The following is a 12,868-nucleotide window of genomic DNA, read 5'->3' as shown; positions in this document are numbered from 1 at the left end:
TTACCCGACAGGTAAGCATTCCCGACCGGCGTGCGCCGCCGCTTCCGCCGGCTGCCGCCCGGGCTCTCTTCCGCCCCCGCATTTCGTCCCCTGACGCGCCGCGACGCTGCGTTACCATAGCCTCCGTGCCACTGAGAGGCGGCGCCGGACCCGCGACCACAACGCTCGGGCCGGACGCCGTGCACATTCACAACAAGGCAGTCCAGGGGAATCCAACAATGAAAAAACTCGCCGTCCGCGTCGCCTGCGTGGCGATGCTCGCATTCGCCGCGACCCGCGGCCACGCGCAAACCGAAGCCGCGCAGGTCGAAATGAGGGCCGCCGCCGCGGCCGCCAACAAGGCCGTCGTCAGCGGGCCGGCCGATATCGACATCAAGCACGAAGCCGTGCTGAAGCTGAAAGCGGGCGAATCGTTCGTGCCGGCTGCCGAAGCCGGCCGCTACCTGCGCTCGATGGGCAACTCGATCGACGAATCGAAGCTGGTCGGGCTCGTGCTGCCGGAGGATCCGGACGCCGACTGGATCTCGGTCGTGTCGTTCGAGCCGAGCGGCTATATCCGCGACGACGACGCGAAGGACTGGAAACCCGACGAATTGCTGAAGAGCCTGCAGGCCGGCACCGAGGAAGGCAACCCCGCGCGCAAGGAGCGCGGCCTGCCGGAAACCGAGGTGGTCGGCTGGGCGAAGGCGCCGGCATACGACGCGGCCACGCACCGGCTCGTGTGGTCCGCGATCATCCGCCACAAGGGCGCGGCCGCGAACGCGGAGAACGACGGTGTGAACTACCGCACGCTCGTGCTCGGCCGCGACGGCTACCTGTCGCTGACGATGGCGTCGACGCTCGCCGATCTGCCGAAGTACAAGCCCTCGGCCGACGACCTGCTCGCGAACATCCGCTTCGACGACGGCAAGCGCTATGCCGATTTCAACAAGTCGACCGACCACGTCGCCGAGTACGGTCTCGCGGCGCTGATCGTCGGCGTCGGCGCGAAGAAGCTCGGCCTGCTCGCGCTGATCGGCGCGTTCGCGCTGAAGTTCTTCAAGATCGGCGCGATCGCGCTGCTGGCGGGCGGGGCGGCACTGAAACGCTTCTTCGGCCGCAAACCGAAGGCAGCCGCGGTACCCGTCATCGCCGATGCGTCCGGCGCGCCGGAGACGGAGCGCAAGGAATGACGAAGCTGCTGCTGCTGATCTTCGGCGGCCTGAAGCTCGGCAAGGTGCTCGTGTCGGCGGGCACCATGCTCGCGTCGATCGCGGTCTACGCGCTGTTCTACGGCTGGCGCTTCGCGGCAGGCTTCGTCGCGCTGCTGTTCGTGCACGAGGCCGGCCACTACCTGGCCGCGCAGCGGCGCGGGCTCGACGTCGGGCTGCCGACGTTCATTCCGTTCGTCGGCGCGTGGATCCAGTTGAAGGAGATGCCGCACGATGCCGAAACCGAGGCGTACGTCGGGCTGGCCGGGCCGTTCGTCGGCACGCTCGGCGCGCTGGCCTGCTACGCGGCCGCGCGCCACTACGACAGCAACCTGCTGCTCGCGCTGTCGTACACGGGCTTCTTCCTGAACCTGTTCAACATGATTCCGCTGTCGCCGTTCGACGGCGGGCGCATCACCGCGGTGCTGTCGCCGCGTATCTGGTTCGCGGGCGTGCCCGTGCTGATCGCGCTGTTCGTGTATCGGCCGAGCCCGCTCCTGATCGTGATGGCGATCCTCGCGCTGCCGCAGCTGAAGCGCGCGTGGCGCTACGATCCCGCCGCGCCGGAGAACCGCGCGTACTACGCGACGTCGATCGAGACGAAGGCGACCTACGCGCTCTGCTACATCGGCCTGCTCGCGTTTCTCGCGCTGATGACGTCCGGCGTGCACGACATGCTGCGCGTCGCGCATTCGGCGGCCTGACGCAAAAACGGCGGCCGTTTGCACGCGGCCGCCGTCATCTTCCTTTCATTCCCGCCGAAGCTCACGCGTCGCGATGACGCAGTTCGACGCGCTTGATGTCCTTCACGATCACCAGATAGCTGAACACCGTGACGAGCGCGTTCAGCCCGACGAACACGAGCGCGCCGTTGAACGAGCCGCTCGCGCCGACCAGGTAGCCGATCGCGATCGGCGCGACGATGCCGGCCGTGTTGCCGAACATGTTGAACAGGCTGCCCGACAGGCCGATCGCTTCCTTCGGCGCGGTATCCGCGACGACGGCCCAGCCGAGCGAGCCGATTCCCTTGCCGAAGAACGACGCGGCCATCAGCACGATCACCAGCACTTCGCTGTCGACGTAGTTGCAGCCGATGATCACCATCGACAGCAGCATCCCGCTGACGATCGGGATCTTGCGCGCGAGCGTCAGCGACACGCCGCGACGGATCAGCAGGTCCGACAGCATCCCGCCGAGCACACCGCCGAGGAACCCGCAGATCGCCGGCAGCGACGTCATGAAGCCGGCCTTCAGCAGCGAAATCCCGCGCGCCTGCACGAGGTAGATCGGGAACCACGTCAGGAAGAAGTACGTGAGCACGTTCACGCAGTACTGGCCGAGATAGACGCCGAGCAGCATCCGGTTCGACAGCAGCTGGCGCACGTAGTACCAGCCCGCGACGCGGCTGCCTTCAGACGCCGCGGACGCCGCGCCGCTACCGCGCGCCGCGCTCGGCTGTGCCGTCGCGCGCACGAGGCCGCCGCCTTGCTCGATATGCTCGAGTTCCGCGCGGTTCACCGCCGGATGGTCGACCGGGTCCTTCATCACGCGCAGCCACAGGAACGCGAGCGCGATGCCGGCGAGGCCGAGCCACAGGTACACGTGGTGCCAGCCGTACGCATGCGTGAGCCACGCCATCAGCGGCGAGAACACCACCGCCGCGAAATACTGCGCGGCGTTGAAGATGGCCGACGCCGTGCCGCGCTCGGCGGTCGGGAACCAGCTCGCGACGACCTTCGCGTTCGCGGGAAACGCGGGCGCCTCGGCGATGCCGACCGCGAAGCGCATCACGAACAGCGCGGTCACCGCGAACGCGGCGCTGCCGCCGAGGCCGATCGTGCTTTGCAGCAGCGTGAACGCCGACCACAGGAAGATGCTCGCCGCATACACGCGGCGCGCGCCGAAGCGGTCGAGCAGCCAGCCGCTCGGCAACTGCGCGAGCACGTACGCCCAGCTGAACGCCGAGAAGATGTAGCCCATCGTCACCGGATCGATGCCGAAGGCCTTGCGGATCGGCGTGCCGGTGATCGACAGCGTCGCGCGGTCCGCATAGTTGAGCGTCGTGACGACGAACAGCATCGCCAGGATCCAGTAGCGCACGGCGGTCCGGCGCGCGCTGCCGGCGAGTTCGATCGGAAGATCGCGAGAGGTGGTCTGATTGTTGGGCACGTTAAGGTACGTCGTCGTATAACATGACCGCGAGTTTATGAGCAACGCCGCCACGCAGAAACCTCGGGTTTTCCCTTTGCCGGGTGACGCGAAAGGGTCAGAAAATCGTGCTTAGGCCGAACGGATAAGGATTTGAGGTACGCGGCCGCGCTGCCGACGCACGACGCAAATATCGAAATGTCGTCGGCAGACATCATATCTGTTGAGCTACAATGAGCGAATCATTCCCGAACCACGGAGCACACCCCATGCAACTGACTGGAGAGATGCTGATCGGCGCCGAAGCGGTGGCCGGCTCGGCCGGTACCTTGCACGCGTTCGACCCGTCGAAGGGCGCGCCGATCGACGCGCCGGCCTTCGGCGTCGCGACGCAGGCCGACGTCGAGCGCGCGTGCGAACTCGCGCGCGACGCCTTCGACGCGTACCGCGCACAGCCGCTCGCGGCCCGCGCGGCGTTTCTCGAAGCGATCGCCGACGAAATCGTCGCGCTCGGCGACGCGCTGATCGAACGCGCGCACGCCGAAACGGGCCTGCCCGTCGCACGGCTGCAGGGCGAGCGCGGCCGCACCGTCGGCCAGCTCCGCTTGTTCGCGCGGGTCGTGCGCGACGGGCGCTTCCTCGCCGCGTCGATCGATCCCGCGCAGCCTGAGCGCACGCCGCTGCCGCGTTCGGACCTGCGGCTGCAGAAGGTCGGGCTCGGGCCCGTCGTCGTGTTCGGCGCGAGCAACTTCCCGCTCGCGTTCTCCGTGGCCGGCGGCGATACCGCGTCGGCACTGGCGGCCGGCTGCCCGGTGATCGTGAAGGCCCATGAGGCGCACCTCGGCACGTCCGAGCTGGTCGGTCGCGCGATCCGCGCGGCGGTGGCGAAATGCGGGATGCCGGCCGGCGTGTTCTCGCTGCTGGTCGGCCCGGGCCGCGTGACCGGCGCGGCGCTCGTCAGTCATCCGGCGATCCAGGCCGTCGGCTTCACCGGGTCGCGGCAGGGCGGCATGGCGCTCGTGCAGCTCGCGAACGCGCGTCCGCAGCCGATTCCCGTCTATGCGGAAATGAGCAGCATCAACCCGGTCGTGCTGTTCCCGGCCGCGCTGGCCGCGCGCGGCGACGCGATCGCGACCGGCTTCGTCGATTCGCTGACGCTCGGCGTTGGCCAGTTCTGTACGAACCCGGGCCTCGTGCTGGCGATCGACGGTCCCGATCTCGACCGCTTCGAGTCGGTCGCCGCGCAGGCGCTCGCGAAGAAGCCGGCCGGCGTGATGCTGACGCGCGGCATCGCGGACGCGTATCGCAACGGTCGCGGCAAGCTGGCCGAATTGCCGGGCGTGCGTGAAATCGGCGCGGGCGAGACGGCGCAGACCGAATGTCAGGCAGGCGGCGCGCTGTACGACGTCGCCGCGCAGGCGTTCCTGGCGGAGCCGGCATTCAGCCACGAGGTGTTCGGGCCGGCATCGCTGATCGTGCGCTGCCGCGATCTCGACGAAGTCGCGCACGTGCTCGACGCGCTGGAGGGCCAGCTGACCGCCACGCTGCAGATGGACGCCGACGACAAGCCGCTCGCGCGCCGGCTGCTGCCGATCCTCGAACGCAAGGCCGGGCGTCTGCTCGTCAACGGCTATCCGACCGGCGTCGAGGTGTGCGACGCGATGGTGCACGGCGGCCCGTTCCCGGCGACGTCGAATCCGGCCGTCACGTCGGTCGGCGCGACGGCGATCGAGCGTTTCCTGCGGCCCGTGTGCTACCAGGACTTCCCGGACGATCTGCTGCCCGAAGGGCTGCGGGAAAGCAATCCGCTCGCGATTCCGCGGCTGCGGGACGGCAAGGCGGAGTGAGGGGGCTGAACGTGACCGACTGAAGGCCGCGTCCCGGGAGGGGCGCGATCCGGTACGTTGATGGATGGCGGCGGACGGTGCCCACGGGCGCGTCCGCCGTTTTCATTTATGGCGGGGTTTCGTGCCGCGGGGTTGCGCGATCTGAAGTGTCGACAAGAATCATGCGGGCTCTGACGGCCGGCGTGGAACGGATTCAAGATCCGGCTCGGTGCCGACGAGGCGGGCAAGTCGTCGTGCGCTTTCGCGCGCGATCAAAGCGCGCAGCGCTTCTCTCACCAGCGCCGATTTTTCGGTGACGCCGGTTAATTGCTGCGCTTTGGCGAGCAGTGCGTCGTCGAGGGACAAGGTGGTGCGCATGAACGGCTCGCGAGTAAGTCGACGCGTCAATTGTCGCATCAGATGATGTGTTGCCGTGACGTGCCGGCCCCACCTTCCGCGCCGCCTGAATTTCTCCTACAGTAGCGAGGCCTCGGGCCGTCCGGCCCGCTGGCGAGCCTGAGAGACCGACACAAGACCAACAAGGAACCATCCGATGAACATCAGCAAGCGTGGCGACCACCTGTTCGCCGCCGGACTGTGGAAGGCGATCGGCGACGTCGCGCATTCCGTGCGCAGCCGCATCGGCCAGTACAGCGAAGGGCGCGTGCTCGCGAATGCGCTGCTGGAATTCCAGCGCGACCTGGGCGGCAGCGAATTCGACGTGACCATCAACCAGGGGCGGCCCGTGACCGGCTCCGATGCGCATTCGCTCATGTTCGGCCTCGCCGTGCGCCGTTTCAGGCAGGACATGGAAGCGCTGGTGTTCGCGCTCGAGCAGCGCCGTGGCATCGACGAACGCGACCAGAACCTGCGTACCGACGCGCTGATGCAGGCCAACAGCGCGCTCCTGACCGCGAAGCAGTCGGCGACGATCACGGTCGGCCGGTTCTTCGATGCGGTCGTCGACCGCGACGTGCTGGGGCAGATTCTCGGCGGCGAGTCGAACGCACGCGTGCGTTCGGGCGCACAGGGACAGATCGAGACGACCCGGATCAAGCTCGGCAACGTGCGTCACCGGATCATCGGCGTCATCGCGCAGATGTGACGGCACGCGTCGCGGCGGGATGCAGCGCGTTGCCGCCGCCGCAAACGACCGCGGCCGGCAAGGGCCGGCCGCGACGCAACACTGGCGACAAGCCGGCCGCGGTGCCGCTGAGCGCACCGCGCCGGCCGTCCCCGCTTACTGCGGGCCCATCTTCTTGATCAGCACGTCCAGTTCGGCGACTTCGGCGTCGTTGAGGTCGACGAGCGGCGCGCGCACCGGGCCCGCGTCGTGGCCGACGAGCTTCGCGCCCGCCTTCACGATGCTGACCGCGTAGCCCGCGCGACGGTTGCGGATCTGCAGGTACGGCAGGAAGAACTCGTCGATCAGGCGGCCGACCGTTGCGTGGTCGTCCTTCGCGATCGCTTCGTAGAATTCCATCGCCGTCTTCGGGATGAAGTTGAACACGGCCGACGAGTACACCGGCACGCCGAGCGCCTTGTACGCGGCTGCGTAGACTTCGGCCGTCGGCAGGCCGCCGAGGTACGCGAAGCGGTCGCCGAGGCGGCGGCGGATCGTGACCATGCTCTCGATTTCGCCGACGCCGTCCTTGAAGCCGATCAGGTTCGGGCAACGATCGGCGAGGCGCTCGAGCATGTCGGCGTTCAGCTTCGAATTCGCGCGGTTGTACACCACGACGCCGATCTTCAGCGCGCGGCACACCTGCTCGACGTGTTCGGCGATGCCTTCCTGGCTGGCTTCGGTCAGGTAGTGCGGCATCAGCAGCACGCCGCTCGCGCCGAGGCGCTCGGCTTCCTGCGCATATTCGATCGCGACGCGCGTCGCGCCGCCGGCGCCGGCCAGAATCGGCACCTTGCCCTTGCAGGTTTCAGTCGCGACGCGGATCACGTCCGAATACTCGCGCTGCGTGAGCGAGAAGAATTCACCGGTGCCGCCGGCCGCAAACAGCGCGGTCGCGCCATACGGCGCCAGCCATTCCAGGCGCTCCGCATAGGTGGTCGGGCGGAAGCTGCCGTCTGCGTCGAAGTCCGTCAGCGGAAACGACAGCAGGCCGTGGGAGATGATCTGTTTGAGTTCTTGCGGTGAAGTCATGGTTGGGTCGTCCGTCTAGCGCGAGTGCTGGTTTGTCGGGCACGGCATCCGAGCCGTATTGGCGATGTCGTTGTATGTCATCGTACAACGAGGGAAGAGGTGACGCAAGCGGTTTGCTGGCGGGCGGGGGTTAGGGTCTTTCCGGATAAGGGTTTACTCAGCATCCCGGTTAGTGTTGAATGTCGTATGATGACTAACGATTTGACCGGTAGCCTCCAGGAATTCCGATGACTGCTTCCCCTCTCTACATCCGCGTGCACCCGGACGACAACGTCGCGATCGTCGTCAACGACGGCGGCCTGCCCGAGGGCGCGACGTTCGCCGATGGCCTGACGCTGCGCGAAGGCGTTCCGCAAGGGCACAAGGTCGCGCTGGCCGACCTCGCGGCCGGCGACCCGATCGTCCGCTACAACGTCGTGATCGGCTACGCGCTCACGGAACTGCGCCGTGGCAGCTGGGTCAACGAGCGCACCATGCGCATGCCCGAGCCGCCGGGGCTCGACAACCTGCCGCTCGCCACGCGTGCCGCGCCGCCGCTGGCGCCGCTCGAAGGCTATACGTTCGAGGGCTTCCGCAATGCCGACGGCTCCGTCGGCACGCGCAACATCCTCGCGATCACGACGACCGTGCAGTGCGTGTCCGGCGTCGTCGAGCATGCGGTGAAGCGGATCAAGGAAGAACTGCTGCCGCGTTACCCGAACGTCGACGACGTGGTCGGGCTCGAGCACACGTACGGCTGCGGCGTCGCGATCGATGCGCCCGACGCCGACATTCCGATCCGCACGCTGCGCAACATCAGTCTGAACCCGAACTTCGGCGGGGAGGTGATGACGGTGAGCCTCGGCTGCGAGAAGCTGCAGCCCGAGCGCCTGTTGCCGCCCGGCGCGATTCCGGTGACGGCCGACGGCGCAACCGACAACGGCGGCGTGGTGTGCCTGCAGGACGCCGCGCACGTCGGCTTCAACTCGATGATCGATTCGATCATGAAGATGGCCGAATCGCACCTCGAGCGGCTGAACCGCCGTCGCCGCGAAACCTGTCCGGCGTCGGATCTCGTCGTCGGCGTGCAGTGCGGCGGCAGCGACGCGTTCTCGGGGCTGACCGCGAACCCGGCGGTCGGTTTCGCGGCCGACCTGCTGGTGCGTGCCGGCGCGACGATCATGTTCTCGGAAGTGACCGAAGTGCGCGACGGCGTCGCGCAACTCACGTCGCGCGCCGCGAACGAGGACGTCGCCCGCGAGATCATCCGCGAGATGGACTGGTACGACCATTACCTGGAGCGCGGCCGCGTCGACCGCAGCGCGAACACGACACCCGGCAACAAGGAGGGCGGCCTGTCGAACATCGTCGAGAAGGCGATGGGCTCGATCGTGAAGTCGGGCAGCGCGCCGATCGCCGGCGTCGTGCGTCCCGGCGATCGTGCTCGGCAAAAGGGGCTGCTGTACGCGGCGACGCCCGCGAGCGACTTCATCTGCGGCACGCTGCAGCTCGCGGCGGGGATGAACCTGCACATTTTCACGACCGGCCGCGGCACGCCGTACGGCCTGGCGCAGGTACCGGTGATCAAGGTCGCGACGCGCAGCGATCTCGCGCGCCGCTGGCACGACCTGATGGATCTCGACGCGGGGCAGATCGCGACCGGCGCGGCGTCGATCGAGGACGTGGGCTGGGAGCTGTTCCGGCTGATGCTCGACGTCGCGAGCGGCAAGCGCCGCACGTGGGCCGAGCAGTGGAAGCTCGCGAATGCGCTGACGCTGTTCAATCCGGCGCCGGTGACCTGAAGCACGGTTGCGACGGCCGACGATGCGGGCGCCTTCGGGCGCCCGTTTTCGTTGCGGCGGCGGGCGCGCTACGCGTCGTCGTTCGGCAGGTCGAACATGGTATGCGCGTACTCGACGCGGCCGAAATGATGTTGCCACAGCCGCACGCCGAGTTCGCCGCTGCGATCGAGTGACGAACCGGCCGTGAGATCCGCGAGCAGCGTCGGATGCAGGCCCGCGTCGAACAGCGCGAAGCCGGCCGCGAGCACGCACGTGTCGGTCTGGATGCCGCAGACGAGCACGCGTTCCGGCGCGAGCGCGCGCAAGTGCTCGACGACTTCGACGGGCAGCCCGTAGCCGTGCTTGACGAACACGCGATCGGCGGCGATCAGGCTGTCGTCGTCGCGGGACGGGCGCCAGCCGAGCTGCCGCTCGAACGGCACGCGCGCTTCGTCGTGACGCTCGACCGTCGCGACGGTCGGCAGGCGCCCGACGAGCGCGCGCACGCGGGTGACGAGCCATTCGGGCGGCGCGAACGTCGGCTGGATGTCGACGATCAGGAGGGCTTGCTGCATGGCGGATGACGTCCGGAGTACCAGGCAGGCCGATTCTAGCGCGTGCGCCGGCGGCGCGATTTCCTTACCTCGAACGTAATCGACCGCCCGCGCGGGGCCGGCGACGATAGCGGCACGCGAACCCGACAGGTTCGCGGCGCTGTCCTCCCTTCATCCACACCAGGAGCCTCGCATGAACACCGCCCAAACCGCCCAGTCCGCTCACGCCGACCTGATCGACCGCTATTTCGATGCATGGAACGAACCCGACGCCGCGCGCCGGCGCGCGCTGATCGATGCGACCTACGCGAGCGACGCGGCCTATCGCGATCCGCTGATGGCCGGCGACGGCCACGCGGGCATCGACACGATGATCGCGGCGGTGCAGGAACGCTTCCCCGCGTTCCGTTTCCGCCGCACGACCGACGTCGACGGGTTCGGCCAGCACCTGCGCTTCTCGTGGGCGCTCGTGTCGCCCGACGGCGCGGCGATCGTGAAGGGTTCGGATTTTGGCACCGTCGACGCATCGGGCCGCCTGAAGTCGGTCACGGGTTTCATCGACGAAATGCCGGCCGCAGCGTCGTGACGCGAACCGCGCATGCCCGGCGGCGTCCGGGATCGGGTAACGTTATGCGGTTCGTTCCTGATCCCGGAGACTTGCCGACATGCTGAAGAATCTCGATCCGCTGCTGCACGCCGACATCCTGCACGCACTGCGCGCGATGGGCCACGGAGATGAAGTGGCGATCTGCGATGCGAATTTCCCGGCGGAATCCGTCGCCGAGCACACGGTGGTCGGCCGCGCGCTGCGCATCGACGGCGCCGATTCGGCGCGCGTCGCGCGCGCGGTGCTGTCGGTGCTGCCGCTCGACACGTTCGTCGACACGCCCGCGTGGCGGATGGAAGTCGTCGGCGATCCGGCCGCGGTGCCGCCCGTGCAGCGCGAGGTGCAGGCCGAGATCGATCGTGCGGAAGGGCGCGCGGTGCCGCTCGCGGGCATCGACCGTTTCGCGTTCTACGAGCGCGCGCAGCAGGCCTACGCGGTGATCGTCACCGGCGAGCTGCGCGGCTACGGCTGCTTTCTGTTCAAGAAAGGCGTGCTGCTGAGCGACGCGGCTTAGGGCCGCATCCCTTTATTTGCGGCACAGGCCGAACGCCGTTTTTTGCGGCGCCGCCGGGCCTGCGCCGCCGCCGCAATGTAAAGATTTGCTACAACCTTTTCCTTGGACACCGCGGAAAGACCCTCTATGCTGGCCCATTTGCCGCGGGCCCCGCAGGGCCGCGCGGCCCCGAACCGCATGGGTGTGCCCCGTGCGGACGGCCGAATTGCATACGAGGAGAGAGGCATGACGCGTTCCGTCGATTCCGGCGTCATTTTTTTCGCGCGCCTGGCGCTGGCGGCGTTGTTCTTGTGGGGCGGAGTGATGAAGCTGCTCGGCTACAGTGATTTCATCGGCTATCTGCACGCGCTGAACGTGCCCTATCCGCAGGTGATGGGCCCGATCGTCGTCACGATCGAAGCGCTCGGCGGCCTGCTGCTGATCGTCGGCTACAAGGTGAGGCCGCTCGCGTTGCTGCTGGCGTTCTATACGATCGCGACCGCGATGGTCGGGCACAATTTCTGGGACGCGACGGACGCCGCGGTCCAGCACGACATGGTGATCCACTTCTGGAAGAACGTCGCGATCGCCGGCGGCTTCCTGCTGCTGTTCGTGACCGGCGCCGGCGGCGCGAGCATCGACGCGCTGCGCCGGCCGAGTTCGTCGTATGGCGCGCTGCGCTGAGTCGAGCTGAAGCGGGCAACGCGCGCACGTCGTCGCACTGAAGCAAAACAGAAGGGCCGAATCCCGCACGCCGCGGGATTCGGCCCTTCGTTCATGGAGCCGGCGCGTGCGCGCCGACGTTCAGCGTGCGTCCTTCGGATCCGGCGCATCCTTCGAGAACTGCACGGCGATCGCGCCGAGCACGCAGATCGCCGCGACGTATACGACCGGCGCGAGCGGATTCGACTTCATCATCAGCGACACGATCACCGGCGTGAGGCCGCCGAAGATCGCATACGCGACGTTGTACGAGAACGAGATGCCCGAGAAGCGCACGACGGCCGGGAAGCTGCGGACCATCACGAACGGCACCGCGCCGATCGTGCCGACCGCGAAGCCGGCGATCCCGTAGTACAGCGGCAGCGTCGACGCGTCGGCCGCGACCTGCACGAACAGCAGGTAGTAGCACGCGGCCAGCACCAAGCCGCCGATGCCGAGCACGCGCTTCGCGCCGATCCAGCCCGCGAGCGAGCCGGCGGTGACGCAGCCTGCCGTCAGGCACAGCGTCGCGACGCTGTTCGCGAACAGCGTGGTCGCGGGCGTCAGGTGAAACTGCTTCTGCAGCAGCGCGGGCGTCATCAGGATCACGACGACGATCGCCGCCGACAGCATCCACGTGAGCAGCATCGACACGATCACCGCGCGGCCGTGGTCGCGCAGCACGGCCTTCAGCGGAATCTCGGCCGCGAGCGCCTTCTTCGCCTTCATCTCGGCGAACACCGGCGTCTCGTGCAGCCAGCGGCGCAGGTACACGGAGAACAGGCCGAACACGCCGCCGAGCAGGAACGGAATGCGCCACGCGAACGCGGTGACTTCGGCGCCCGAGTAACGGCTGTTGATGCCGGCGGCGACCAGCGAGCCGAGCAGGATGCCGGCCGTGAGGCCCGCGGTCAGCGTGCCGCACGCATAGCCGATGTGGCGCGACGGCACGTGCTCTGACACGAACACCCATGCGCCCGGCACTTCGCCGCCGACCGCCGCGCCTTGCAGCACGCGGAACAGCAGCAGCAACACCGGCGCGAGGATGCCGACCGAGTCGAAGGTCGGCAGCAGGCCCATCAGCAGCGTCGGCACCGACATCATCAGCACGCTCAGCGTAAACATCCGCTTGCGGCCGAACAGGTCGCCGAAGTGCGCCATGATCACGCCGCCGAGCGGGCGCGCGAGATAGCCGGCCGCGAAGATGCCGAACGTCTGCAACTGGCGCAGCCAGTCGGGAATGTCGTGCGGGAAGAACAGCTGCCCGATCGCCGGCGCGAAGAACACGAAGATGATGAAGTCGTAGAACTCGAGGGCGCCGCCGAGTGCGGCAAGGCCAAGGGTTTTGTAGTCGCTGCGCGTGAGCGCGCGTTCGGCGGCGCGAGGCACGCCGCTCAATTCGGAAGCTTGCATGGTCAGGACGATCGGTTTTC

Annotated in this window: 13 protein-coding genes; 8 read left to right on the top strand and 5 right to left on the bottom strand. The window is 68.0% G+C overall.

Annotation, left to right across the window (positions count from 1 at the left end; translation table 11 throughout):
* Positions 1–218: 218 nt before the first annotated feature.
* Together LMA02_RS28555 and LMA02_RS28550 are read left to right on the top strand one after the other, a co-directional pair.
* Entirely contained in the window at positions 219–1,172 is a 954-nt protein-coding gene (locus tag LMA02_RS28555; RefSeq protein ID WP_228908446.1) for a DUF2167 domain-containing protein, read from the top strand.
* Positions 1,169–1,894, top strand: a complete 726-nt coding sequence (locus LMA02_RS28550; protein ID WP_228908445.1) for a site-2 protease family protein — start codon at positions 1,169–1,171, stop codon at positions 1,892–1,894. The genes LMA02_RS28555 and LMA02_RS28550 overlap by 4 nt, the downstream gene beginning before the upstream one ends.
* A gap of 61 nt (positions 1,895–1,955) precedes the next feature.
* Here LMA02_RS28550 and LMA02_RS28545 read toward each other — a convergent pair whose 3' ends face one another.
* Positions 1,956–3,359, bottom strand: coding sequence for an MFS transporter (locus LMA02_RS28545; RefSeq protein ID WP_324251304.1), 1,404 nt, complete (start codon positions 3,357–3,359; stop codon positions 1,956–1,958).
* Positions 3,360–3,607: 248 nt separating this feature from the next.
* Between LMA02_RS28545 and LMA02_RS28540 the strand changes: the two genes are divergently transcribed.
* Positions 3,608–5,185, top strand: coding sequence for an aldehyde dehydrogenase (NADP(+)) (locus LMA02_RS28540; protein WP_228908444.1), 1,578 nt, complete (start codon positions 3,608–3,610; stop codon positions 5,183–5,185).
* A 159-nt stretch (positions 5,186–5,344) separates the two neighbouring features.
* On the opposite strand, the gene LMA02_RS28535 is transcribed toward LMA02_RS28540, so the two are convergent.
* On the bottom strand, positions 5,345–5,542 hold the full coding sequence (locus LMA02_RS28535) for a type II toxin-antitoxin system VapB family antitoxin (RefSeq protein WP_175708530.1): 198 nt from the start codon (positions 5,540–5,542) through the stop codon (positions 5,345–5,347).
* 175 nt (positions 5,543–5,717) lie between these two features.
* On the opposite strand from LMA02_RS28535, the gene LMA02_RS28530 reads away from it, so the two are divergent.
* Positions 5,718–6,269, top strand: a complete 552-nt coding sequence (locus LMA02_RS28530; RefSeq protein ID WP_228908443.1) for a hypothetical protein — start codon at positions 5,718–5,720, stop codon at positions 6,267–6,269.
* 135 nt (positions 6,270–6,404) lie between these two features.
* Here the strand turns inward: LMA02_RS28530 and kdgD are convergent, their stop codons facing one another.
* Positions 6,405–7,319 carry a 5-dehydro-4-deoxyglucarate dehydratase gene (gene kdgD / locus LMA02_RS28525; protein WP_006752326.1) on the bottom strand — a complete coding sequence of 305 codons (915 nt, stop codon included), beginning with the start codon at positions 7,317–7,319 and terminating at the stop codon, positions 6,405–6,407.
* 227 nt (positions 7,320–7,546) lie between these two features.
* Here kdgD and garD point away from each other — a divergent pair, with 227 nt between their 5' ends.
* Complete coding sequence (gene garD / locus LMA02_RS28520) at positions 7,547–9,100, top strand: galactarate dehydratase (RefSeq protein WP_228908442.1); 1,554 nt, start codon at positions 7,547–7,549, stop codon at positions 9,098–9,100.
* A 68-nt stretch (positions 9,101–9,168) separates the two neighbouring features.
* Here the strand turns inward: garD and LMA02_RS28515 are convergent, their stop codons facing one another.
* Positions 9,169–9,654: a cysteine hydrolase family protein gene (locus tag LMA02_RS28515; RefSeq protein ID WP_228908441.1), complete on the bottom strand. Its 486-nt coding sequence runs from the start codon at positions 9,652–9,654 to the stop codon at positions 9,169–9,171.
* 172 nt (positions 9,655–9,826) lie between these two features.
* Between LMA02_RS28515 and LMA02_RS28510 the strand changes: the two genes are divergently transcribed.
* The 3 genes from LMA02_RS28510 (at position 9,827) to LMA02_RS28500 (ending at position 11,417) form a co-directional block, all read left to right on the top strand.
* Positions 9,827–10,219 (top strand): nuclear transport factor 2 family protein, encoded by a 393-nt coding sequence (locus LMA02_RS28510; protein ID WP_175671801.1) that lies wholly within the window; start codon positions 9,827–9,829, stop codon positions 10,217–10,219.
* A 79-nt stretch (positions 10,220–10,298) separates the two neighbouring features.
* Entirely contained in the window at positions 10,299–10,754 is a 456-nt protein-coding gene (locus LMA02_RS28505; protein WP_006752322.1) for an RbsD/FucU family protein, read from the top strand.
* 225 nt (positions 10,755–10,979) lie between these two features.
* Positions 10,980–11,417, top strand: a complete 438-nt coding sequence (locus LMA02_RS28500) for a DoxX family protein (RefSeq protein WP_105830465.1) — start codon at positions 10,980–10,982, stop codon at positions 11,415–11,417.
* 120 nt (positions 11,418–11,537) lie between these two features.
* Here the strand turns inward: LMA02_RS28500 and LMA02_RS28495 are convergent, their stop codons facing one another.
* Positions 11,538–12,848: an MFS transporter gene (locus LMA02_RS28495; protein WP_228908440.1), complete on the bottom strand. Its 1,311-nt coding sequence runs from the start codon at positions 12,846–12,848 to the stop codon at positions 11,538–11,540.
* Positions 12,849–12,868: the final 20 nt, after the last annotated feature.

Origin of the sequence: Burkholderia sp. B21-005 (assembly GCF_020843965.1) — a bacterium.
GTDB classification, from domain to species: domain Bacteria; phylum Pseudomonadota; class Gammaproteobacteria; order Burkholderiales; family Burkholderiaceae; genus Burkholderia; species Burkholderia ambifaria.
The sequence above is the reverse complement of the archived record's forward strand: the minus strand, read 5'-3'. Positions and strand labels throughout refer to the sequence as shown.